Origin of the sequence: Phytoactinopolyspora mesophila (assembly GCF_010122465.1) — a bacterium.
In the GTDB taxonomy this organism is placed as follows: domain Bacteria; phylum Actinomycetota; class Actinomycetes; order Jiangellales; family Jiangellaceae; genus Phytoactinopolyspora; species Phytoactinopolyspora mesophila.
Map to the genome: position 1 here is coordinate 58,029 of NZ_WLZY01000001.1, position 23,628 is coordinate 81,656.

Annotated in this window: 18 protein-coding genes; 14 read left to right on the top strand and 4 right to left on the bottom strand. The window is 65.9% G+C overall.

Going from position 1 to position 23,628, the window contains the following annotated elements:
- The first annotated feature begins 187 nt into the window (after positions 1 to 187).
- From F7O44_RS00235 to F7O44_RS00245, 3 genes are all read left to right on the top strand, one after another.
- Positions 188 to 1,534, top strand: a complete 1,347-nt coding sequence (locus F7O44_RS00235; protein ID WP_162448205.1) for a lytic murein transglycosylase — start codon at positions 188 to 190, stop codon at positions 1,532 to 1,534.
- A 432-nt stretch (positions 1,535 to 1,966) separates the two neighbouring features.
- Entirely contained in the window at positions 1,967 to 3,457 is a 1,491-nt protein-coding gene (gene rpsA / locus F7O44_RS00240) for a 30S ribosomal protein S1 (RefSeq protein ID WP_162448206.1), read from the top strand.
- A 219-nt stretch (positions 3,458 to 3,676) separates the two neighbouring features.
- Positions 3,677 to 4,327: a hypothetical protein gene (locus F7O44_RS00245; RefSeq protein WP_162448207.1), complete on the top strand. Its 651-nt coding sequence runs from the start codon at positions 3,677 to 3,679 to the stop codon at positions 4,325 to 4,327.
- On the opposite strand, the gene F7O44_RS00250 is transcribed toward F7O44_RS00245, so the two are convergent.
- The 3 genes from F7O44_RS00250 to F7O44_RS00260 are packed head-to-tail and all read right to left on the bottom strand — an operon-like array spanning position 4,263 to position 6,342.
- The gene (locus tag F7O44_RS00250) at positions 4,263 to 4,862 is read right to left on the bottom strand and encodes a hypothetical protein (RefSeq protein WP_162448208.1); all 600 of its coding nucleotides are present in this window, start codon (positions 4,860 to 4,862) and stop codon (positions 4,263 to 4,265) included. The two genes, F7O44_RS00245 and F7O44_RS00250, sit on opposite strands and share 65 nt — an antisense overlap.
- Positions 4,855 to 5,718 (bottom strand): S26 family signal peptidase, encoded by an 864-nt coding sequence (locus F7O44_RS00255; protein ID WP_162448209.1) that lies wholly within the window; start codon positions 5,716 to 5,718, stop codon positions 4,855 to 4,857. The genes F7O44_RS00250 and F7O44_RS00255 overlap by 8 nt, the downstream gene beginning before the upstream one ends.
- Positions 5,719 to 5,724: 6 nt before the next feature.
- On the bottom strand, positions 5,725 to 6,342 hold the full coding sequence (locus F7O44_RS00260; protein ID WP_162448210.1) for a hypothetical protein: 618 nt from the start codon (positions 6,340 to 6,342) through the stop codon (positions 5,725 to 5,727).
- A gap of 171 nt (positions 6,343 to 6,513) precedes the next feature.
- Here F7O44_RS00260 and coaE point away from each other — a divergent pair, with 171 nt between their 5' ends.
- Positions 6,514 to 7,695, top strand: coding sequence for a dephospho-CoA kinase (gene coaE, locus F7O44_RS00265; RefSeq protein ID WP_162448211.1), 1,182 nt, complete (start codon positions 6,514 to 6,516; stop codon positions 7,693 to 7,695).
- Positions 7,692 to 8,162 carry an NUDIX domain-containing protein gene (locus F7O44_RS00270; protein ID WP_162448212.1) on the top strand — a complete coding sequence of 157 codons (471 nt, stop codon included), beginning with the start codon at positions 7,692 to 7,694 and terminating at the stop codon, positions 8,160 to 8,162. The genes coaE and F7O44_RS00270 overlap by 4 nt, the downstream gene beginning before the upstream one ends.
- A gap of 103 nt (positions 8,163 to 8,265) precedes the next feature.
- Here the strand turns inward: F7O44_RS00270 and F7O44_RS00275 are convergent, their stop codons facing one another.
- Positions 8,266 to 8,976, bottom strand: coding sequence for a pyridoxamine 5'-phosphate oxidase family protein (locus tag F7O44_RS00275; protein WP_162448213.1), 711 nt, complete (start codon positions 8,974 to 8,976; stop codon positions 8,266 to 8,268).
- Positions 8,977 to 9,046: 70 nt separating this feature from the next.
- On the opposite strand from F7O44_RS00275, the gene pdxR reads away from it, so the two are divergent.
- The 9 genes from pdxR (at position 9,047) to F7O44_RS00320 (ending at position 23,549) form a co-directional block, all read left to right on the top strand.
- On the top strand, positions 9,047 to 10,489 hold the full coding sequence (pdxR, locus tag F7O44_RS00280; protein ID WP_162449228.1) for a MocR-like pyridoxine biosynthesis transcription factor PdxR: 1,443 nt from the start codon (positions 9,047 to 9,049) through the stop codon (positions 10,487 to 10,489).
- Positions 10,490 to 10,642: 153 nt separating this feature from the next.
- Positions 10,643 to 12,178, top strand: a complete 1,536-nt coding sequence (locus F7O44_RS00285) for a golvesin C-terminal-like domain-containing protein (RefSeq protein WP_162448214.1) — start codon at positions 10,643 to 10,645, stop codon at positions 12,176 to 12,178.
- 111 nt (positions 12,179 to 12,289) lie between these two features.
- Positions 12,290 to 14,398: an excinuclease ABC subunit UvrB gene (uvrB, locus tag F7O44_RS00290; RefSeq protein WP_162448215.1), complete on the top strand. Its 2,109-nt coding sequence runs from the start codon at positions 12,290 to 12,292 to the stop codon at positions 14,396 to 14,398.
- Between the two features lie 218 nt (positions 14,399 to 14,616).
- The gene (locus F7O44_RS00295; RefSeq protein WP_162448216.1) at positions 14,617 to 15,624 is read left to right on the top strand and encodes a TerC family protein; all 1,008 of its coding nucleotides are present in this window, start codon (positions 14,617 to 14,619) and stop codon (positions 15,622 to 15,624) included.
- Between the two features lie 121 nt (positions 15,625 to 15,745).
- Positions 15,746 to 16,996: an ROK family transcriptional regulator gene (locus tag F7O44_RS00300; RefSeq protein WP_162448217.1), complete on the top strand. Its 1,251-nt coding sequence runs from the start codon at positions 15,746 to 15,748 to the stop codon at positions 16,994 to 16,996.
- A 227-nt stretch (positions 16,997 to 17,223) separates the two neighbouring features.
- A complete protein-coding gene (locus tag F7O44_RS00305) occupies positions 17,224 to 18,582 on the top strand; it encodes an extracellular solute-binding protein (protein WP_222850911.1) in 1,359 nt (452 codons plus the stop codon).
- 3 nt (positions 18,583 to 18,585) lie between these two features.
- A complete protein-coding gene (locus F7O44_RS29855) occupies positions 18,586 to 19,548 on the top strand; it encodes a carbohydrate ABC transporter permease (RefSeq protein WP_162448219.1) in 963 nt (320 codons plus the stop codon).
- A gap of 2 nt (positions 19,549 to 19,550) precedes the next feature.
- Positions 19,551 to 20,435, top strand: coding sequence for a carbohydrate ABC transporter permease (locus F7O44_RS00315; protein WP_162448220.1), 885 nt, complete (start codon positions 19,551 to 19,553; stop codon positions 20,433 to 20,435).
- Between the two features lie 69 nt (positions 20,436 to 20,504).
- The gene (locus F7O44_RS00320; RefSeq protein WP_162448221.1) at positions 20,505 to 23,549 is read left to right on the top strand and encodes an alpha-mannosidase; all 3,045 of its coding nucleotides are present in this window, start codon (positions 20,505 to 20,507) and stop codon (positions 23,547 to 23,549) included.
- The last annotated feature ends 79 nt before the right edge of the window (positions 23,550 to 23,628 follow it).

The following is a 23,628-nucleotide window of genomic DNA, read 5'->3' on the forward strand; positions in this document are numbered from 1 at the left end:
GCGGCGAGCGGAGGTCTGGGTGCAACGTACGGTACGGGCGACAGTTGGCATAGCCACAGTCGCAAGCGTTTTCTGTCTTGGGGGAGCAGCGGCGCTGACCGATCCGGCCCTTGAGCTGAACGATCCGTCAGTGGCGGCGTCGAGTAGTAGTTCTGAGCGGGTCGTTGCCGATAACCCCGGCGGTAGCGTGAGTGATGCGCGCGTCGTTGGGGGCAGCGCGCAGGCGAGGATCGACGAAACCGATCCGGACGACGAGTTCGCCGTGTCTGATCAATCCAGCATGTTCCCCACCGGTGACTTCACGGGTGCTGGAGTAACCGGCGCCGGCGGCGCCGGGATCCCGGGCCTGGTACTCCAGGCCTACCAGCAGGCGGCCGAGACGTGGAACGAGCGGCAGCCCAGCTGCAACATCCGCTGGCAGATTCTCGCTGGTGTCGGCAAGATCGAGTCCGACCATGCTCGCGGCGGCCAGGCCGCGCCGAATGGTGACACCCAACCGCGAATCTACGGACCAGCCCTTGACGGCGGCCCCGGCATCCGGGCCATCAGAGATACCGACAATGGTCGCTGGGACGCAGACACCGTTTGGGATCGTGCGGTAGGCCCCATGCAGTTCATCCCCGGCACATGGCGGGTGTTCGGCGTCGACGCCACAGGTAGCGGGGAGGCCGATCCGCACAACCTCTTCGACTCCACACTGTCGGCCGCCCGTTATCTGTGCTTCGGCGGATCTGACCTGTCAACCGACAGCGGCTTGAACGCCGCGCTGCGGCGATACAACAATTCCTCGGTGTACGTGCTGAAGGTTCGTGCCTGGATCGAGGCCTACGACAACGGGCAGTTGTCAGTCGTCGACGCATCCGGTCCCGGACCGGACCGCGCGGACCGCCCGGACCGGCCGGGCGAGACGGTCTACGACGCAGCGCCACCCGCCGATGGCGCCAGGCCCGATAATGGCACGGATACGAGCAGGTCGCCGCGCCCGACGAACTCGCCCGAGCCGACCAATTCGCCCGAGCCGACCAACTCGCCCGAGCCGACCAAGCCGCCCTCCACGTCGCCGGAGCCGACCCAGTCGCCGACGAAGACGAAGACACCTGAGCCGACGAGCTCGCCCACCAAGACGAAGACTCCCGAGCCGACCGCCACCCCTACCCCCACGCCGACACCGACCCCCACGTCTCCTCCGGAATCGCCCGAACCCACCGACGAGCCGGAGCCGACCGAGACCCCGGAGCCGACGGAGACCCCGGAGCCGACGGAATCACCTACGCCGACGCCCACCGAGTCGCCCGACTGCGATGAGGAAGGGGAGGTCGACGCCGACAAGGACTCGGACACGTCCCCCGAGCCGGCCAAATCTCCTGAGCCGACCGAGCCTACCGCGTCACCTGAGTCGCCGGAGGAGTGCCCGGAGCCGACCGCGGCTTCGGGGGACGGCGAGGACGATGACGACGAGGAGTCCGACGGGCAAGGCGACGGGTCAGGCTCGGCCAGCGCGGTGGAGAAGCCCGGATTGGCCAGACGCGACTGATCGGCTGACACCGCCGCGGACCGGTCTGCCCGGCCGTACCTGAGCTCTCGCTTCTGCGCGAGAACACACCGAACGTTCTTCGGCGCGACTCCGGTGACGTGTAAGGACATCGGGTCTTGTCCTTGTTGCCGCATTACCGCGGCCACGCGGGAACTCAGGATCGGGCGAGGTCGTTCTCAGAGTGGCATAAGATGCCCAGGGAACCTCAGGCATTTTTCGCCGAGACTCGGCCTGCTCGATTGACCGTGAACCCAGTGGGCAGGTAACCTTTCCCTTGCGCTGTGGGCCTGCGCAACCTCAGACAGAGCAGGCTCGCGCTCGTACATGTCGGTCGGCCGGTATCTATGAAGGTTCTCCGTCCCTCGGCACGGCGATCCAAAGGGCCCGGAGCGTAAAGTAGCGCAACCAACCCTGTCCGGAGCCCGCTTCCACATGACGAGCAGCATCGAGGCTGAAACACCCACCGTTACCACACCTGCGTCCCCGCAGGTCGCCGTGAACGACATCGGGTCCGCGGAGGCCTTCCTCGCCGCGATCGACGAAACAATCAAGTACTTCAATGACGGCGACATCGTCTCTGGCACCGTCGTCAAAGTCGACCGGGACGAGGTCCTGCTCGACATCGGCTATAAGACCGAGGGTGTCATCCCCTCGCGTGAGCTCTCCATCAAGCACGACGTCGATCCTCATGAGGTTGTGGCTGTTGGTGACGAGGTCGAGGCCTTGGTCCTGCAGAAGGAGGACAAGGAAGGCCGCCTGATCCTGTCCAAGAAGCGCGCGCAGTACGAGCGCGCCTGGGGCAAGATCGAGGCGATCAAGGAGGCGGACGGTGTTGTGTCCGGTTCCGTGATCGAGGTCGTCAAGGGTGGGCTCATTCTCGACATCGGCCTGCGTGGCTTCTTGCCCGCTTCGCTGGTGGAGATGCGCCGTGTTCGTGATCTTCAGCCCTACGTGGGCAAGGAGATCGAAGCCAAGATCATCGAGCTTGACAAGAACCGCAACAATGTGGTCCTGTCCCGCCGGGCGTGGCTCGAGCAGACTCAGTCCGAGGTCCGCTCGACCTTCCTGCAGACGCTCCAGAAGGGCCAGATCCGCTCGGGCGTCGTGTCTTCCATCGTCAACTTCGGTGCGTTCGTCGATCTCGGCGGCGTGGATGGCCTGGTGCACGTCTCGGAGCTGTCCTGGAAGCACATCGACCACCCGTCGGAGGTTGTCGAGGTGGGCCAGGAGGTCACCGTCGAGGTCCTCGACGTGGACATGGACCGCGAGCGGGTCTCGTTGTCGCTGAAGGCGACGCTGGAAGACCCGTGGCAGCAGTTCGCCCGTACCCACCAGATCGGCCAGATCGTGCCCGGCAAGGTCACCAAGCTGGTTCCGTTCGGCGCCTTCGTGCGGGTCGACGACGGCATCGAGGGCCTGGTGCACATCTCCGAGCTCGCCGAGCGCCACGTCGAGGTTCCCGAGCAGGTGGTCGAGGTCGGCGCCGACGCGATGGTCAAGGTCATCGACATCGACCTCGAGCGTCGCCGGATCTCGCTGTCGCTGAAGCAGGCCAACGAGGGCGATACCGCCGAGCACGTGTCGGAGCACTTCGACCCGACGCTCTACGGGATGGCCGCGGACTACGACGACCAAGGCAACTACAAGTACCCCGAGGGCTTCGACCCGGAGACCAACGACTGGCTGCCCGGGTTCGACGAGCAGCGGGCCGAGTGGGAGCGGCAGTACGCCGAGGCACACGCACGCTGGGAGGCTCACAAGAGCCAGATCGAGACCGCCCAGGCCGCGGATGTCGAGGCAAAGGTCGACGACGCACCTTCCGAGTACTCGTCCGCGCCGGCCGAGCCCAAGCCGGACGAGGGCGGCACGCTTGCCTCCGACGAGGCCCTGCAGGCTCTGCGGGAGAAGCTGACGGGTAACTAATCGCCAGGCGGGCCGTCGTCGTCATAGCCCGCCCGCGCGAAGCAGTCATCGAAGCGGTGGCGTGAGTGTCTTCAGCTCGCGCCACCGCTTTGGCGTTCCTGACGGTTCTCGGAAGGCTGTGCAGGATGTATGGGAATCGTGACATGCGATCATGAAAGTCGGCCGCTGGCAGCGGGTACGGTTATCGCCGTGAATCGAGTTCTGCGTAGGTGCGCTGCCGTGGGCGTATTTCCGTTGGCCTTGCTGGTGGCCAGTTGCACCGACCAAGAAGAGCCTGAGGTCCCTGAGGTGCCGGGGGGAACGGAACAGCCGACGGACGGCGCGGAGGCGACCGAGGCGGCGAATCCGACGGCAGATCCCACTGAGCTGGACGTGCCGTTCGAATGTAGTGAGCTGTTGACGGCCGGCCGCGTGGTACAGATCGTGCAGACCTCGATTGACGGCGAGACCCGCCGGGTGTACAACGACGAGTTCCTCGAGAGCTCGGGCCGCACCGGTCGGCTGACGTGTCAGTACGGAGTCCCCACTGCCGACTCCACCGCCTCGCCGACTCCTTCGGGGGACGAACAGGGACCGGCCGTGGAGATCGCGGTGAGCTCGTACGTCGACGCTGAGACGGCGGCGGGCCGGATCGAGGCCACGTTGGGCTCGACGTCGCGTGACATCGACCCGCAGACGATCGGCGGCAACGAGGGTTATCTGCTGACTGGCGACGACGACGTTACGTTCATCGCCGCCGAGGGGGTGCGCACCTATGTGATCTCGTTGCGGCGCGGCTTGGTGCCAGAAGCCGCTGAAGTGGTGGTCATCCTCGAGCTCGCCGCCGAGATGCTCGACGTCCCGGTGCCGACGCCCACACCGGAGTCTTGAACACGGCGGCAACCACCACGAACAGCGCCGCCAGCAGGATGAGGGCGAGAGGGTCGGCTCCGGTATCGGGAATGTCGGGTCGGTCGTCGCTGAGAACACTGCTGAAATGTAGACGAACTTCGCCATGCTCGTTCTGCAGGCGGTTGCTGCTGTCCTCCGGAAGGACAGCCCTGGCGAGGTATTCCCGAGTCTCACCCGCGGGCAGGTCCCGCAGGCCGATCGCTCCTGCGTCGCCGATCTCGGTCAAGGCGCGGATCGTACTCGTGTCCCCTGCGCACGAGTACGATCCGCGCGAGTCTTCCGGCCGATCCCAGGTGACCGTGCAGGCCTCGACCGCGACGTGCAGGCCTCCCGGGCCGATCAGCGGGCTCGGATCCCCGACCACCTGAACAGCGAGCGAGACAGGTTGATCGGCGGTGTTGGTGACGATCGCCAGCCACTCCGCCGTCGATCCAGGGGCGAAGTTGGTGAACTCAGGCTCGGCGGGCACAGAGCTCACCTCGAGCCACTCTGGGGTATTGGTGTTCTCAGCCACAGCTGGACGCCAATGCGGTGAGGACGGTGACCAGGACGAACGGGGGTGTCGAGGGTGCAGGTGCGACCCACGAGCCGTACAAGCTACGTACGGACACCCGGTAGGTGCCGATCTGGAGCAGGTCGGCCGGTATCTGATAGGACCGCGCAGCCGGCCCCAGTATCTGCTCCCTGATGATGTTGCCGGTGACGTTGCTGCGGACTCGTACCCGGTAACCGGTCGGCACCGGCCCCGAAGCCCTCGATCGATGCGGCCCGGACCGCTGATCGTCACGGGCGTCCGCGTGCTCGTGTCGCGGATCGTCAGGCGCGGGATCCGGAGGCTCTGGGCCAGCGGCGCGGGGTGGTTGCCCGCTCGTGGGTAGCCGGCGTCGGTGGCGGACGGCCGTGGCAAAGACCGCACCGACGATCGCCCCACAGGCAAACACCACCGGTGTGGACTCCAGGTGATGAACGACCCGGCCCAGCCCGGGTTGCGACCAGAAGACGCGGTCTGCCTCCCGCGCCGGATAGGGAACCGCGTCGGGTTCGGTGTTCCCATCGCCTTGCAGGGTGAGCTCGACGGCCGAACCGGCGGGTTGGAGGCCGACGACCCGGTGGGTGACCCGGACCCCGTCCGCGCGCCGCACGCTGACCACGTCGCCCACGGCGATCTCGTCGGCCGGGACGGTGCGCGCCAACGCCAGGGCACCGGTCGGCATCTCCGGTGCCATCGAGCCGGTTCTGAAGATCAGCGGGCGTACGTCGAACACCACCGCGGCGAGCGCGGCCACGACGCAGATCACGCCGATGACCGCGGCCGCGGTGAGCAATGTTTCCCGGGCGGCACGGCGCCACGCGGGTATTGCTGCCGGCACCGTCCGTTAGCCGGACTGCGTCGCGAGGAAGCCGAACACCGCGATGGCGCCGGTACCCTGCGGCACGTCGTCTCCGAACGTCACGCTGTAGCAGAGGAACTCGGAGTCGGCTGTCTCGAGGAAGCGGCCGGGTTCACCGATCTCGCCGCCGGGCAGCGGTGCGGGGCCGTAGACCGGATCGGTGGGAGCGTCGAACGCGCCGGCATCGCAGTCACCAGCCGTGGCCACGCCCACGATCGCGAGCTCCAGTTCTGCCGCGAGAGCGTCGGCCTCGGCCTGGTCACCATCGAGTGGTTCGATCGTGGTGTCCATGGTGTAGTCGAAGTCGAGCGAGCCGTTGTTGTTGATCTCGATAGCGGCGATCGTCTGATCACCAGGACCGGCATTCTCGATAGAGAGTGCCGTGAATGCGTAGGGTTCCGGGTCGCCGTCGTTGTCACCGTCGAACTGGATGTTGACCGAGCCGGTCGAGAATTCGGCGGCTACATCGCCGGAATCGGTGAACTGTGCGAGAGTGACGACCGCGCCGATGCCGACGACGGTACCGAGAGCGAGAAAGGACCTGACCTTCCCGTTACGGCTATTGATGGAGTTTTCTGCAGGGTTGTGCTCCGCCTTGGACACGTGCCCACCCTTTCCCTTGGTGCGGAAACAGGACAGTGCCCCCCGAAAGCCCCCCAATGCCTCCCGAGTACCCAGCGGCCCCCCAAGCGCCCCTAAGGGCACGATCTGAGACATATACCTTTGCCGACCGGTTGGTCGATGTCAACCAACTCCTGCCTTATAGTGAGGCGCGTGTTGCGTGTGGGCCTGACGGGCGGGATCGGTGCCGGCAAGTCGACTGTGGCCCGTCGCTTGGCGAAGCTGGGTGCAGTTGTCATCGACGCGGACCAGATCGCCCGTGAGGTCGTAGCACCTGGCACTCCCGGTCTCGAAGCGGTCATCAGTGAGTTCGGCAGCGGCATCGTGGCCGCCGACGGCTCGCTCGATCGTGGTGCGCTCGGGACACTTGTCTTCGGCGACGACGAGCGCCGCGCGGCCTTGAACGCAATCATCCATCCGCTGGTGTACCAGCGACGCGGCGAACTGGTCGCGCAGGCAGCTGCGGATGCGGTCGTGGTCGAGGACATCCCGTTGCTGATCGAGAACGGGCTGGGGCCGTCCTATCCGCTGGTGATCGTTGTATATGCGACCGAGGCCACCCGGATCGAGCGGCTCGCCGCCCGCGGCATGACGGTCGACGAGGCTCGGTCTCGCATCCGGGCTCAGGCCAGCGATGACGAACGTCGGGCGGCCGCGGACGTCTGGCTGGACAACACCGGCTCGAGGGCGCCCGTGGTCGCTGAGCTCGAGGAGCTTTGGCAGCACCGGCTGGTCCCGTTCGAGGCCAACTGCCGGAATAGGCGCCCGGCAGCACGTGCCCAGCAGCCGGAGATTGTGGACGCCAACCCGAGCTGGCCGGATGAGGCCGCCCGGCTGGTTGCCCGAATCGCCACGGCGTTGGGGGAGGGCGCCCGACGGATCGACCACATCGGTTCGACGGCGGTGCCCGGGTTGCCGGCCAAGGACGTCATCGACCTCCAAGTGATTGTCGACGATCTCGGCGCAGCAGGCCGGGCAGCTGCGGACCTGCTGGAGGCGGGCTTCGTCCGGATGCCTGACCGGTGGTTCGATGTAGCACGCGACGGCTCGGAGATTGACAAAGCGGTAGCGTGCAACGCTGATCCGGGCCGCGCGGTCAACGTACACGTGAGACCAGCGCCATCGCCGGTGTGCCGGGATACGCTGCTGTTTCGTGATTGGCTGCGGGCAAGTCCGGCAGAGGTCACTGAATACGCGGCGTTGAAGCGCCGGCTGGCGGCGGCCGAGTACGCGTTGATGGATGATTACGCACGGGAGAAGACGCCGTGGGTGAACGCGGCCCTGGAGAGAGCTGAGTCTTGGGCCGAGCGGACCGGTTGGAGATTCGGCGGGTGAGCGCCAAGAAGAGCGCCGGTATCCTGCCGTTTCGCCGTACTGATGCGGAACTCGAGGTGCTGCTCGGTCACATGGGCGGCCCGTTCTGGGCCAAACGCGACGCCGGCGGCTGGTCGGTGATCAAAGGTGAGCACTCACCCGAAGAAGAACCCCTGGCGGCCGCCCGCCGTGAATTCGAGGAGGAACTCGGCCTGCCGGCGCCGGAAGCCGAATTTCTCTCGCTCGGCTACGTCCGGCAAGCCGGTGGAAAGATCGTGACCGTGTTCGCTGCCGAGACCGATGTCGATCCGGACGGCATCTCCCCGGGCACGTTCGAGATGGAATGGCCGCGGGGGTCGGGGCAGATCAGGGAGTTTCCCGAGATCGACCGCGCCGCATGGTTCGACCTGCGCACCGCGCACGAGAAGATCGTCAAAGGCCAGCGGGCTTTCCTCGATCGCCTGGCCGAGGTGGTCTCCCTTCGGTGATCGTGAGTACGTTGTGGTTGTTCACGACGGGACAAATCGGGCGGATTTGCCCCTGGCGACAACCAGAACCTACTCACGATCACCGGGGTCAGGGGCTGGGTTGTCAGGTGAGCCGGTGGCCGGTCCCGGAAGGCGAGGGTGCTGGCTCACCGGGCAGCGGTCGTTTGGAGACGCGGTCGGGAACCGGTGTGTCCGCCGGAAGCAGCGGGCAGGGCTGCGGTGCGCCCCACTGCTGGTGAAGTGGCAACACACCGGCCCACTCGCGATGAGCGCTGAGATCTTCCTCGTCGTCACCGGGGGGTCCGGAACGCATTTTCACCGAAGCTTCGTGCAAGGAGATCGCCAGCACGCCGGTCTTGGCGAGTTCTTTGCGCGTCGGCTGCCGGGTGGCATTCCACGAACCGGGCGCGATGTGCTCGGTGATCACCCGTAGGGCAGCCAGTTTGTCCGTGCTTGCGGTGATCGGGACCGCTTCGCCGATGATCACCGCGCTGGCGTAGTTCATCGAGTGATGGAACACCGACCTCGCGTAGACCACACCGTCGACGCGGGTGACGTTGATGCTGATCGGGGCGGTGCCGGCCGCGTCCATCAGGCTCGCGGCTCCGGTGGAGCCATGCAGGTACAACTTATCGCCTTCGCGTCCATAACCGGTGGGAACGACGAGGGGAACGCCGTCGCGGATCGTCGCGAAATGACATATGAGGCACGAGTCGAGCAGCGCATACAGGGTCGCCCGATCAGTTCGGGCACGTTTGGCGCCTCGCCGTATCGTGCTGCGGGCCGTGGGGGAGAGCGGTGGAGCGTTATCCATGCCTCCATGATTCCCCGACATGTGGCAGGCTTGAATGGCCAATTCCAGCCAATACCAGAAGGCCACTTGGATGAAAGAGCTGCCGATCACCCTCGACCGCGGAGCATCGCTCCCTCTCGCCAGCCAGGTGGCGGACGGGATTCGGTCGATCTGCGCGCGGGGCTTCATCCGGGTCGGCGACCGGTTGCCGTCCACCCGCGCCCTGGCGTCTTCGCTTGGTGTCAGCCGGACGGTGACCGAGTCGGCCTTCGAACAGCTGCACGCGGAGGGCTGGATCACCGGCCGGCGCGGTTCGGGGACGTACGTCGCCGCTGTCCCGCCCGATGTGGCAGCCACGCGAGACGGTATCAGAGCACGTCACACGCCCGGTGATCTTCGTGCTCCGTGGCCCGGTGGCCCGCGGACGGCACCTGGCGCAATGCGTGAGCCAGGCTGGGAGGTGAGTTCTGAACTGGACCTTCGGCCAGGATCACCTTGGGCCGCGGGCATGCGCCCGGACGTATGGCGCAGGGCGTGGCGGAGCGCCGCTGATCTCGAGCCGGACCGGCGTCCGCTCCGAGAAGGCTTCCAGGGCTACCGCGCCGCCGTGGAAGAGCACCTGCTGCGGCACCGAGGACTGGCGGTCGAGAGCAGCGCTGTTCTGGCCACTGCCGGGACTACCGCGGCGGTGACGGAACTGTCCCATGCTGTGCTGGGGCGAGGCAGCAAGGTCGCCGTCGAAGAGCCGGGCTATCCCCGCGCCGTAGGGGCGTTTCGGGCGGCCGGTGTCGAGGTGCTACCGGTCCCGGTTGACTCGAAAGGCGTGGTCGTCAACGCCATCCCGGCCCGGGTGGCCGCCGTCTATTGCACGCCGGCCCACCAGTTCCCGCTGGGTGGACGGCTGCCGGCGACGCGTCGTTCGGCGCTTGTGGAGTGGGCCCGACGTTCCGGCTCACTGATCATCGAAGACGACTACGACGGTGAACTGCGCTACGACGTCGCTCCACTGCCGCTGCTCGCCGCGATCGGGCCGGACGTCGTGATTCATCTCGGAACCGCCAGCAAGGTGATCTCGCCGACCCTCGGCGCCGGATGGATGGTGGCGCGCCGCGAGGTGAGCGCAGCCGTCGCCGCCTACCGCGAGGAGACCGGGACCGGGCCCAGTCCCGCTGGCCAGCGCGTGCTGACGGCGATGGCGGAACTCGGTGATCTCGGGCGGCACCTGCGCAGGGTACGGCGGGAGCTCGCGGCCCGGCGCGCGTTGGTGGTGTCCACGCTGGAGGTGGCCGGCGCGCGAGTCATCGGCGATCGGGCCGGAGCGCATGTGGTGCTGCTCGTAGAGAATGCTGACGCGGAACTCGACCTGGTGGTCCGGGCGGCCGATGCCGGTGTTCAACTCGATGGCTTGCGGAGGTGTTTTGCCGGGCCGTCGAACCGGTTCGGGGTGACGCTGGGTTACTCCGCTCCGGCGCGGCGTCGCGACCTGGAGAATGCTATACATCGAGTTGTGGGCTGCCTTGTCCGCACGGAATGAAAACCTGTGACTGCCGGTCACGTCGCTGAGCAGGGCGTTGTCCCCGTGGACCTAGCCAGACAGAAAGAATTTTTCTTCTGGGGGTCGACGCTGCGTAGATTTGCGAATATATTCCAGGGCGTCTAGGAGATCTTCCGGAACGGAGGAGTGACTATGCCCCCTGTCCCCTCATCCACATCGCGCTCTTTCACACGACGCCGCGCTCTGGCGCTCGGCGGTGGTGCGCTGGTCGGTGCTGCCCTCGGCGGTGCCGGGTTCACGCTCCCAGCCCAGGCGCGCACGGCCAGCAAGCTGGCGGAGACGTTCGAGGCCGTCGCCGCCAAGCACGGAATTCCTCGTGACCTACTCGTGGCGATCGGGTATGCCGAAACCCGGCTGACCCGGCACGACGGCCCCAGCCAGGCCAATGGTTTCGGCATGATGCATCTGGTCAACAATCCGGAGCACCGCACTCTCGCCGAAGCCGCTCGCCTCACCGACCACTCCAAAGGTGCTCTCAAGAACCAGAACGACGCCAACATCGACGGCGCCGCCGCCGTGTTGCGCGCCTACGCCGACGACCAAGGGTTCTCCGAAGGCACCCGCCGAGACATCGGTGCCTGGTATCCCGTCGTGGCCCGTTACTCCGGCGCCAGCGACCCATTCGTCCAGCGTCTGTACGCTGACGGGGTCTACGATGCGCTGTGGACCGGCTTCGAGAAGTCCGGAGTGGTACTCGAACCCGATCCGGTGGACCCGGACCGTGACGCCGTGCCGCTTGGTTTCCGGGCCATGTCCAACCATGTCGACTACCCACCGGCGCAGTGGGCGGCTGCCCACTCGAGCAACTACACGTCGTCGAATCGGCCGAGCAGTTACGCCATCAACTACGTGGTGATCCACGTGATGCAGGGAACGTATGCCGGCAGCATCTCGTGGTTCCAGAACCCGTCGTCGAACGTGTCCGCACACTATTGTGTACGTTCGTCGGACGGGCAGGTCACTCAGATGGTGCGGCATCGTGACATCGGCTGGCACGCCGGCAACTCGACGTACAACCGCCACTCGGTCGGCATCGAGCACGAAGGCTGGTTCGACCAGCCGCAGTGGTACACCGAGGCCATGTATCGCTCCTCGGCGGCGCTCACCCGCCACATCTGCGACATGCACGGTATCCCCAAAGAACGGTCTCGCATCATCGGCCACAACCAGGCGTCGTCCACGCCGTGCCCCGGCCAGATATGGGACTGGGGCAGGTACATGGGCTACGTCACCGAAGACGAGGGCGGCGATCCCGTGTGGGACGTCGTCGTGGAATCGACCTCGTCGGATCATTTCGTGGCGAGCAACAGCTGGCAGCAGTCGTCGTGGGCGGCCAACAAGTACGGCGACGCGTACTCGTTCAACACGCCTGAGCCGGTGTCGGACGCCGCTTGGTTCCGCGCCAACCTGCCCGAAGCTGGCACCTACCGCGTCGAGGTCTGGCATCCGTCCGACTCCGGTTACAACGACCGGACGCCGTACGTCGTGGCGACCACGAGCGGCAACCAGTCGGTGCACGTGAACCAGCGGACCGGCGGTGGCGCCTGGCGCTCGATCGGGAACTTCTCCCTGGCCGCCGGCTATCGCGAGGTGGTCGGTGTCAGCCGGTGGACATCGGGTTCTGGCTACGTCATCGCCGACGCGGTCCGGATTTCGTTGCTCGGTTAGCCCTGGGTAGCGAACGTGGAGCGGGCCTCTGGCCCCCTGAAAGGCCCGCTCCACGCAAGCCGCTCGGCGGTGGCGGTGACGTTGTCGGTGCCACGGCATACCGTAGTCCTTATGCGTCCTACCACCGAGATCGTCCGCCGCGAGGGCCGGTTCGAAGTTGTCAGCGAGTGGGATCCTTCGGGTGATCAGCCCGCGGCCATCGATGAGCTGGAGCGGCGGGTACGAGCCGGTGAGAACGACGTCGTCCTGCTCGGCGCCACGGGAACCGGAAAGAGCGCAACCACGGCGTGGCTGATCGAGCGCTTACAGCGACCCACCCTGGTGATGGCGCCTAACAAGACACTCGCGGCGCAGCTGGCCACGGAGTTTCGAGAGCTGCTGCCCAACAACGCCGTCGAGTACTTCGTGTCGTATTACGACTACTACCAGCCCGAGGCTTACGTCCCGCAGACTGACACATACATCGAGAAGGACTCATCCATCAATGATGAGGTCGAGCGGCTGCGCCATTCGACCACCGGTTCGTTGATGACGCGTCGAGACGTGGTCGTCGTGGCCACGGTGTCCTGCATCTACGGTCTCGGTAATCCGCAGGAGTACTCGGACCGCATGGTCTGGCTACGGGTGGGTGAGGAACGCGATCGCGAGGCGCTGCTGCGGCGGCTGGTAGAGATCCAGTACACCCGGAATGATCAGAATTTCACCAGGGGTACGTTCCGGGTTCGCGGCGACACCCTGGAGATCATTCCTCAGTACGGTGAGCTCGCTGTCCGCGTCGAGTTCTTCGGCGACGAGATCGAGCGCATCACCACGTTGCATCCGCTGACAGGAGAGGTCATCAGCGAGGAAGACCTCATGTATGTCTTCCCGGCTTCGCACTATGTGGCCGCACCGGAGACGCAGGAGCGAGCCCTGCAGGCCATCGAGGCGGAGCTGGCCGAGCGCCTCGGGGAGCTCGAGAAGCAGAACAAGCTGCTGGAAGCTCAGCGGTTGCGGATGCGCACCAGCTACGACCTCGAGATGATCCGCGAGGTCGGTTTCACCTCGGGAATCGAGAACTATTCACGTCACTTCGACGGCCGCGCGCAGGGCTCACCGCCCAACTGCCTGCTGGACTACTTCCCCGAAGACTTCCTGCTCGTGATCGACGAGTCCCACGTCACGGTGCCGCAGATCGGCGGCATGTACGAGGGCGACATGAGCCGCAAGCGTACGCTGGTCGAGCACGGCTTCCGGCTGCCCAGCGCGATGGACAACCGACCGCTGCGCTGGGAGGAGTTCCTCGAACGAGTCGGGCAGAAGGTCTACCTCTCTGCCACCCCCGGACCGTACGAGCTCGGTAAGAGCGACGGCGCCGTCGAGCAGATCATCCGGCCCACCGGATTGGTCGACCCCGAGGTAGTGGTGAAGTCCACCAAGGGCCAGATCGACGACCTCATGCACGAGATCAATCGCCGCGCCGCTCAGAACGAGCGGGTGCTGGTCACCACTCTGACGAAGAAGATGGCCGAAGACCTCACCGACTACCTCATGGAGAACGGCGTCCGCGTCCGTTACCTGCACAGTGAGGTCGACACCTTGCGCCGCGTCGAACTGCTGCGCGAGCTGCGGATGGGCGAGTTCGATGTGCTGGTCGGTATCAACCTGCTCCGTGAGGGCCTCGACCTTCCGGAGGTGTCCCTGGTCAGCATCCTGGACGCGGACAAGGAAGGTTTCCTGCGCTCGGGAACATCACTGATCCAGACCATCGGGCGGGCCGCGCGGAACGTGTCGGGGCAGGTGCACATGTACGCCGACACCATCACCCCGTCCATGCAGAACGCGATCGACGAGACCAACCGGCGGCGTCAGAAGCAGGTCGCTTACAACATCGAGCACGGCATCGACCCCACACCGCTTCGTAAGCGCATCGGTGACATCACCGAGTTGCTCGCACGCGAGGATGCCGACACGGACGAGCTCATCGGCGGCTCGGGGCGCACCGCCAGCCGGGGCAAAGCCCCGGTTCCCGGGATGCAGAGCACGTCCGAGGCCGGCCGGCACGCGGCCGAGCTGGCCGGCATGCCCGCTGCCGACCTGGCTGATCTCATCCAGCAGCTCTCCCAGCAGATGCACAACGCCGCAGCAGAGCTGCAGTTCGAACTGGCGGCCAGGTTGAGAGACGAGATCTCGGAGCTGAAGAAAGAACTGCGCGGCATGCGTGAGGCTGGTGTCGGCTGAGCCGACGCGGGCTTGGGTGCGCCGGATGCGCGGCGTAGCCCAAAGCATGCGATACTAGGACCAGTTGGAGGGGAGTATTCCTTCGCGGCGTAGTCGTCATCTCGGATCTGGAAACGGAACCCGGCGACGTCGGCCCAGTTAGAGCTGGGCGGAAGAGACCTCCGGTCGCACGCGGCAAACGTTCGCGTGTCTAAACGACCGGAGAGGAATCTCGCCCGTTGCTTGACCTTCCTGTGTGGTTCGAGATCGGCACGCTCGTCGTCATCACCCTGCTGCTGATCGCGGACCTGCTGATCGTCACTCGCCGCCCGCACGCGCCCTCGATGCGTGAGTCCAGCGCATGGGTCACTTTCTACATCGCCCTGCCGATCCTGTTCGGTTTTCTCCTGCTGTTCGTCAGCGGAGGACAGGCATCGGGTGAGTTCTTCGCCGGCTGGCTGACCGAGAAGAGTCTCAGCGTCGACAATCTCTTCATCTTCGTGATCATCATGACTCAGTTCCGGGTGCCGCGGCAGTACCAGCAGTCGGTCCTGATGTTCGGCATCCTGCTCGCCATCGTCATGCGAGGTGCGTTCATCGTTCTGGGCGCGATGGCCATCAACCAGTTCGCGTGGGTGTTCTATCTCTTCGGGGCGTTCTTGATCTATACGGCGGTGAAGCTCGCGCAGCAGCAAGCCGCGACCGAGGTCCACGACGACTCGTACGACAACGCCCTGCTCCGCAAGATCAGCGCACGGCTCCCGGTGACCGACGAGTACGACAGCATCAAATTCCGCACGCGAGTCGACGGGCGAAAGATGTTCACCCCCATGCTCGTCGTGTTCGTCGCGATCGCTTCGGCCGACCTGCTGTTCGCGGTCGACTCCATCCCGGCGATCTTCGGCATCACCCAGGAGATGTTCATCGTGTTCACCGCGAACGTGTTCGCTCTCATGGGGCTGCGCCAGCTCTATTTCTTGCTCGGGGGACTGCTCGAGCGCTTGGTGTACCTGGCGGCCGGTCTCGCGGTGATCCTGGCCTTCATCGGCGTCAAACTAGTACTGCACGCGCTGCACGAGAACAACCTGCCGTTTGTCAATGATGGACAGCCGCTGCACGTTCCGGAGATCCCGATCGTCGCGTCGTTGGTCTTCATCATGGCGACGCTGGCGGTGACGACCGTAGCCAGCCTGCTGAAGACCCGCCGCGACCGGCGTGGGGAGCTGGAGCTCGACGCCGTCGACTAGCGCTCCCGCTTCTTGCGTCCTGCAGAGTGAGCGCGGTAGGGCACACTCTGCAGGACGCAACGGCTCGTGTCCGGGGGTGGCGTTATCGTGGACCAATGCGCCTTCACCGAGAGCGGTGCGCATGACGCTGAGCTGGGGGGCGTCGATGCGCCGCGGGAGCAACCTGCCACGCGTCGGCGATTTCAATCAGGCGGTCATTCTCGACACCATCAGGCGTTCCGCCGAAGGTCTCAGCCGGGTCGAGCTGGTCGAGGCGACCGGGCTGTCGTCGCAGACGGTCACCAACATCTGCCGGAAGCTGCTCGGTACTGGTCTGATCACCGAGGCCGGTAAGCAGAGTTCGGGGCCGGGGAAGCCGCGGACCATCCTGCGGCTGCAGCCTGCCGGGCGGTTCGCGCTCGGAGTGCATCTTGATCCGGCGGTTCTCACGTTCGTGATCCTGGATCTGGTCGGGAACGTCGTCGCACACGCCCAGCGCCCTACCCCGAAGGTCACCGATCCGGATCAGGTGATCGCTGGGATGGCCGAGACGTTGCACCAACTGGTGGACGAGGCCGACGTGCCCGCCGACCGGCTGCTCGGCCTCGGGATCGCTTCGCCGGGGCCCATCGACGTGGTCCGCGGTGTGGTGGTCGACCCGCCGCTGTTGTTCGGCTGGCGGGACGTGCCGCTGCGGGCGGCGCTGAACGAAGCGACCGGATTGCCGGTGCTGCTCGACAAGGACGTGACCGCGGCGGCGGTGGCCGAGATGTGGGCAGGCGGTTCCGGCAGCGGCAGCTTCGTCTTTTTCTACCTGGGCACTGGGATCGGAACGGGGATGGTGGTACGCGACAGCGTGCTGCGGGGCGTCTCCGATAACGCCGGAGAGATCGGGCATTTCCTCGTCGACCCAACCGGCCCGGTGTGCCTGTGCGGTCGCCGCGGCTGTGTTGGAGGCGCGGCGATGCCATACCGGCTGGTGGTCGAGGCCGTTGAGGCCGGGGTGCTCGATCATGTGCCGAACGAGGAGGACGCGAGCGAGGTGGATCGGTGGTTCACCGTCCTCTGTGAGCGAGCGGCGGCGGGCGACGCCCGGGCCGTAGCCATCCTCGACCGCTCGGCCGTTCGAGTCGCCAAGGCGGCGACGGACGTGGTCAACCTGCTCGACCTGGACCGGGTGGTTTTCGGCGGGCCATTCTGGAGCCGGCTCGAGCAGCGCTACCTGCAGGTGATCCCGCCGCTGCTGGAGGCGGAAGCGACGATGCGCAACGTCCATGCGGTCGACGTCGTCGGTACCAGCGTGGGGGAGGACGTCGGAGCCATCGGCGCCGCCTGCCTGGTGCTGGACAACAGCCTTTCGCCCCGCCCGTCGTCGTTGTTGATCGGCTCCTGAGCAGCAGTCTTCGACCGGTCGTTCGAGAGCGGCCGAAGCCGCCGTAGCTGTGGGAACGCTCCCGATAGATGGCGGTGCCGGGCTGCGTCAGGGTAGGCAATGTTTCGAAACGGTAACGAGGCGGTTATGAGCCTTGACGCTAATTAGCCAATTTGATTGATTTACTCGTCATATTGCCGGCACGGGGCCGCCTCGCCAGCGAGGCGGGTACCGAACAGGGAGAGATGATGCGTCTCAGAACCGGTGTCACACTCATGCTCACTGCTGGGCTGATGGTTGTTGCAGGTTGCGGGTCCGACGACGCGGGGCAGGCCGGCGGCGACCGGACACTGACCATCGCTTACCAGAAGTTCGGCAACTTCGTTCATGCCGACAATCACTTCATCCGGGTCAAGGACGAGTTCGAGGCCGTCCATGAGGATGTCACGGTCGAGCTGGTACCCATCGAGGCGGCCCAGAACGACTACTTCACCAAGCTCGCTCTGATGCATGGCTCGGAGTCGACCGCGCCGGACGTCATGTACGAAGACACGTTCATGATCAAATCTGACGTCGACGCCGGCTATCTGCTGCCACTCGACGAGTACCTGGACGAGTGGGACGAGTGGGACCAGTTCTTCGACAATGCGAAGGTGGCGGGTGCCGGCGATGACGGCTCCATCTACGGCATACCGATGGGCACCGACACCCGAGCGCTCTGGTACAACACCGAGCTGTTCGAGCAGGCCGGCATCCCGTTGCCCTGGGAGCCTGCGACGTGGGAGGACCTGCTCGACACGGCCCGGACCATCCAGCGCGAGCTCCCTGATGTTGTCCCGCTCAACGTGTACTCCGGAAAGCCGATGGGCGAGGCGTCGGCGATGCAAGGTTTCCAGATGCTGCTCTATGGCACCGAGGACCGCCTGTACGACGAGGAGACGCAGACCTGGATCGTCGGATCGCAGGGCTTCACCGATTCACTCGAATTCGTTCAGACCATCTTCGACGAAGGACTGGCTCCGACACCTCAGCAGGCACTGGACTCCAACATGGGCAGCACCGTCGGCGCCCAATGGCTGCCGGAAGGTGAGCTGGCCATCGCACTCGACGGATCCTGGCTGTCCGGCGTATGGCTGGAGACCGGGGAGCGTGCCTGGCCCGAATGGAACGACGTGATGGCGCAGGCTCCGATGCCCACCCAGCATGGCCAGGAGCCCGGCGCGGTCAGCATGTCCGGTGGTTGGACGCTCGCGATCGGCGCCCAGACCAAGGAGCCCGAACTGGCGTGGGAGTTCGTGAAGTTGTCCTTGGACCAGCCCAACTCGCTGAGCTATAACAAGGCCGCCAGTCAGATCGCGGTGCGCGAAGACGTCGCTGAGGACCCCGAATACGTCGAGGCGAATCCGTCCTTCGAGTTCTTCTCCGGGATCGTCGACGTCACTCATTTCCGGCCAGCCACCTCCGACTACCCGCAGATCTCGAATGAAATCCAGGTAGCAATGGAGTCGGTGATGACCGGTCAGCAGGCTCCTGACGAGGCCGCGGCGGTGTACGACGAGGCCGTGGAACGCATCGTCGGCGCGGACCGCATCACCGGCGCCCGCTGACGAATGGCTGTGACAAGAGGTGCCGCGCCTGCCGCCGGGCCGGACCAGCGCTCCAGGCGTTCTCGCGGACGAGGGCCGGGCGCGCGCCCCGGCCATCCATTCGGCCGCACATTCACCCGGATCCTCCCACTGGCACCGGCCGTTGTGCTGCTCGGGTTGTTCATGGCCGGCCCGGTGGTGTGGTCCTTCTACGGCTCATTCACCGACGCGGCGCTGACCGGCGCGGCTGCCCGGGAGAGCACGTGGGTGGGACTGGACAACTACACCGGGTTGTTCTCCGATCCGAACTTCCCGAAATCTGTCTGGCTGACGATCGTCTTCGTCGTGGCCTCGGCGATCGTCGGCCAGAATATTCTCGGCCTCGCGCTGGCCATGTTGATGCGCAGCGCCAACCGGGTGGTGCGCAGTGTGGTCGGGACTCTCGTTGTCACCGCGTGGGTGCTGCCGGAGATCGTCGCTGCGTTCGCCGCCTACGCGTTCTTCCACGCCGACGGCACACTGAACAACGTGTTCGGCCTGGTCGGCCTGGACGGCACCAACTGGCTGTACGACCTGCCGATGCTCGCGGTCATTCTCGCCAACGTGTGGCGGGGCACCGCATTCTCGATGATGGTCTATTCGGCCGCCCTGACCGCCGTACCGCCGGATGTGACCGAAGCGGCGACGATGGACGGAGCGAGCGGGCCGAAACGACTGGTCTACATCACCCTGCCGATGATCCGGCGCAGCATCTCTACCAATTTCATGCTCACCACGCTGCAGACGCTGTCCGTCTTCACGTTGATCTACGTCATGACCGCCGGCGGACCGGGTACCGACAGCTCGACGCTGCCGATCCTGGCCTACCAGGAAGCGTTCAGCTTCGGCCGGGTCGGCTACGGAACCGCGATCGCCACCATCATGCTGCTGATCGGCGCGGTGTTCTCGGTGATCTACATCCGCATGCTCAAGCCGGAGGTGGACTGATCATGCCGGTCACCGTCACAGAGCTCAAATCTCCGGGCGCACGCCGTCGCTGGCAGCTCACCTCCGCCCGCCGGGCACCGGCCCGGATGGCGTCCAACACCATCCTGATCCTGATCGGGCTGTGTTTCCTGCTGCCTCTGGGCTGGCTGGTGCTCGCATCGGTCGATCCGGCCGCGACACTCGCCGTGCGGGTGCCCGGTCAGCTCTCGACGGAGAACTTCGAAGCCGTCCTCAGCGCTGACCGGACCTTCCGGCCGCTCTGGAACAGCGTGGTGCTCTCCGGCGGATGTGCACTGATCACGGTGGTGGTGGCGATCCTCGCGGCCTATCCGTTGTCGCGATACCGGATGCGGTTCAACAAGCCGTTCATGTACGGCATCCTGTTCGGCACCGGGCTGCCTATCACCGCCATGATGGTGCCGGTCTACGGCTTGTTCGTCCGGCTGAACCTGCTGGACTCCATGACCGGGACCATCTTTTTCCTGGCCGCCACGTCGCTGCCGATGGCGGTCTGGATGACGAAGAACTTCATGGACTCCGTGCCGGTCAGCCTCGAAGAGGCCGCTTGGGTAGACGGCGCTTCGTCGATGCGTGCACTGTGGGCAGTGGTGGTGCCGTTGATGCGGCCCGGCATCGCCGTCGTCTTCATCTTCGTCTTCATCCAGGCCTGGGGAAACTTCTTCGTCCCGTTCGTCCTCCTGCTCAGCCCGGACAAGCAGCCGGCCGCTGTCAGTATCTTCACCTTCTTCGGGCAGTACGGCTCCGTGGCATACGGGCAGCTGGCGGCGTTCTCGCTGTTGTATGCCGTACCGGTGCTCATGTTGTACGTCCTTGTCTCGCGCGTGCTGGGCGGGTCGTTCGCCATGGGAGGAGCGGTGAAGGGCTGAGCGAGTCGCAGTGCGCCGGCCCTTCTCCCTGAAATGCAACGTTCGAGTGCAAGTGACGAGGAGACATCGATGCACGATGATTCGGCGCTGGTCGAGGCGCGGCTACAGCGGTTCGTCCGGGAGCGGATCCAGACAGCGCGTTATCGGCGGACCGCGCCGCTGACAGTCGAGGCGTGGGCCGTGCCGGACGAGCCTGTCCCGTTCGACGATGCCGTCGGCCAGGCGTACGGCCCGGCAGCTGTGGGAGAGCCGTGGGGCAAACCATGGGAGACGGTGTGGTTCCATGTCACCGGCCAGATACCGGTCGAATGGGCCGCCAGCGATGGCGCCGAGCAGTGTTCGTTCGAGGTGGTCATCGACCTCGGATTCAGCGAGGCGAACCCGGGGTTTCAGGCCGAGGCCACGGCATACACGCCGGACGGGGCGATCATCAAGGCGATCGAGCCGAGGACGCAGCATGTGCCGGTGGAGGCCGGCCCCGGTGGGCGCATCGACATCTACGTGGAGGCGGCCGCGAACCCGGACGTCGCTCAGGGCTTTTCGTTCCGGCCCACGCCGATGGGCGATAAGGCAACTGCCGGTGCCGAGCCGTTGTACCGGCTCCAGCAGGTCGACGTGGCGTTGCTGGATCGGACCGTCTGGGAGCTCGAGCAGGACGTCCAGGCGCTCGCTGGACTGATGCGGGAGCTGCCCCGGGACCTGCCGCGCCGAGCGCAGATCCTGCGCGCGCTGGAACGCATGCTCGACGTCATGGATCCCGATGACATCGCTGGCACCGCCGGGGACGGCCGGGACATCCTGCGTGCCGTGCTCGACCAGCCCTCGTACCCCAGCGCACACCAGGTCATGGCGGTGGGGCATGCGCACATCGACTCGGCTTGGCTGTGGCCGGTGCGGGAGACGGTACGCAAATGCGCCCGGACCTTCTCCAACGTCATCGCGTTGATGGAGGAGAATCCGGACTTCGTCTTCGCGGCGTCGTCGGCGCAGCAGTACGCCTGGATCCGGGACCGTTACCCGAAACTGTTCGAACGGATCCGGGCCAAGGTGGCAGCCGGTCAATTCGTGCCGGTGGGTGGCATGTGGGTCGAATCCGACACCAACTTGCCCGGTGGGGAAGCGATGGCCCGGCAGTTCGTGGCCGGCAAACGGTTCTTCATGGAAGAACTCGGGGTCGAGCCGCTGGAGGTGTGGCTGCCGGACTCGTTCGGGTATTCCGCGGCGCTGCCGCAGATCGTGCGGGCCGCGGGTTCGCGCTGGTTCCTGACGCAGAAGATCTCCTGGAACGAGACGAACGTGATGCCGCATCACACGTTTCTGTGGGAGGGCATCGACGGCACCCGGGTGTTCACCCATTTCCCGCCGGTCGACACCTACAATTCCGACTTGGGCGCCGCAGACCTGGCCCGGGCCCAGCGGCAGTTCGCGGAGAAGGGCGCGGCGACCATGTCGCTGGTGCCTTTCGGCTATGGCGACGGCGGCGGTGGGCCCACCCGGGAGATGCTGGCCGCGGCCCGCCGCACGGCTTCGCTGGAGGGATCGCCGGCTGTCCGGCTCGGGTCGCCCACCGACTTCTTCGAAGCTGCCGAGGCTGAGTACCCGCGGCCGCCGGTCTGGTCGGGGGAGCTGTACCTGGAGTTTCACCGGGGCACGTATACCTCGCAGGCCCGCACCAAGCGGGGCAACCGCCGTGCCGAGCACCTGCTGCGGGAGGCGGAGCTCTGGGCCGCCACCGCGGCCGTGCGGAAGGGCACCGAATATCCGTACGACGATCTGGAGCGGACCTGGCAGACCGTCCTTCTCCAGCAGTTCCATGACATTCTGCCCGGCTCGTCGATCGCGTGGGTGCACCGCGAGGCGGAGCGAAATTATGCGCGTGTCGCGACGGACCTGGAAGAGATCGTCGACGCGTCCACCCGGGTGCTCGCCGGTGCGGGGGAGCGGACGGTCACGTTCAATGCCAGTCCTTTCGCGCTCTCGGGCGTCCCGGCCTTGGGCGCCGGCCCGGCCGAGCCGGCCACCAGCGCCCGTTTCGAACCGAGCCAGTCGGAATTTGTGCTGGTCAACGATCAGGTCCGGGTCGAGGTGGACGGGCGCGGGCTGATCACATCGGTCCGTGACCTGACGGCCGGGAGGGAGCTGCTGCCCCCGGGCGCGGTGGCCAACCTGCCGCAGCTGCACCGGGACACACCCAACCAATGGGACGCGTGGGACGTCGATGAGCACTATCGGCATACGGTGCGTGACCTGGCAGACGCCTCAGCCGTGGAGATCTGTGCGGACTCGGATGAGCGGGTCGCGGTCCGAGTGACGCGGAAGTTCGGAGCGTCGGCGCTTACTCAGGTCATCTCGCTGGCCGCCGCGTCGTCGTCGATCGACATCGAGACGACGATCGACTGGCGTGAACGCCAGAAGCTGCTCAAGCTGGCGTTCCCGCTGGATATCCATGCGGATCGGTCGGCAGCGGAGATCCAGTTCGGGCACGTGTTCCGTCCGACGCACATGAACACGTCGTGGGATGCCGCGAAGTTCGAGATCTGCGCGCACCGGTGGATACATGTCGGCGAGGCGGGTTACGGCACCGCGATCGCCAACGACTCCACCTACGGTCACGACGTGACCCGGTCCAGCCGTGACGACGGAGGCACGACCACCACGGTGCGGCTGTCGCTCTTGCGTGCTCCCTTGTTTCCGGACCCCGACGCCGATCAGGGCGAACACACCATGCGTTGCTCGCTGGTGGTCGGTGCGTCGATCGCGGACGCAGTGCGGGAAGGGTACCGGCTCAACCTGCCCATGCGTGAGGTGAGCGGGAGCGATCCGGTGGCGCCGCTGCTCACGGTAGACGACCCAGCCGTGGTGGTCGAGGCGGTGAAGCTCGCCGAAGACCGGTCGGGCGACGTGGTGGTCCGGCTCTACGAGTCACTGGGTGGCCGGGCGACGGCTCGGGTCACGCCGTCGTTCGAGGTCACGGACGTGTACTGCACGGATCTATTGGAACGCCCGGTGGATCCGCCGGCCGGATTCGAGGTGGACGACGGCGCGCCGACGGTGGAGCTGCGGCCGTTCCAGATCGTCACGCTGCGTTTCACGCGTTTGGCAGGATCGGCGTGAGACCGCCATGGCACGTTGGATACACGTTGGGAACCGGTCTCTCGCGCCGCTCAACGTGTATTCAACGTGCCATGCTGTG

Bases quoted from the DNA above. Each gene is read 5' to 3' on its own strand.
- F7O44_RS00320 (WP_162448221.1), top strand. From the start codon at position 20,505: ATGCACGATGATTCGGCGCTGGTCGAGGCGCGGCTACAGCGGTTCGTC.
- F7O44_RS00305 (WP_222850911.1), top strand. From the start codon at position 17,224: ATGCGTCTCAGAACCGGTGTCACACTCATGCTCACTGCTGGGCTGATG.
- F7O44_RS00315 (WP_162448220.1), top strand. From the start codon at position 19,551: ATGCCGGTCACCGTCACAGAGCTCAAATCTCCGGGCGCACGCCGTCGC.
- F7O44_RS00300 (WP_162448217.1), top strand. From the start codon at position 15,746: ATGACGCTGAGCTGGGGGGCGTCGATGCGCCGCGGGAGCAACCTGCCA.
- rpsA (WP_162448206.1), top strand. From the start codon at position 1,967: ATGACGAGCAGCATCGAGGCTGAAACACCCACCGTTACCACACCTGCG.
- uvrB (WP_162448215.1), top strand. From the start codon at position 12,290: ATGCGTCCTACCACCGAGATCGTCCGCCGCGAGGGCCGGTTCGAAGTT.
- pdxR (WP_162449228.1), top strand. From the start codon at position 9,047: ATGAAAGAGCTGCCGATCACCCTCGACCGCGGAGCATCGCTCCCTCTC.
- F7O44_RS00285 (WP_162448214.1), top strand. From the start codon at position 10,643: ATGCCCCCTGTCCCCTCATCCACATCGCGCTCTTTCACACGACGCCGC.
- F7O44_RS29855 (WP_162448219.1), top strand. From the start codon at position 18,586: ATGGCTGTGACAAGAGGTGCCGCGCCTGCCGCCGGGCCGGACCAGCGC.
- F7O44_RS00275 (WP_162448213.1), bottom strand. From the start codon at position 8,976: ATGGATAACGCTCCACCGCTCTCCCCCACGGCCCGCAGCACGATACGG.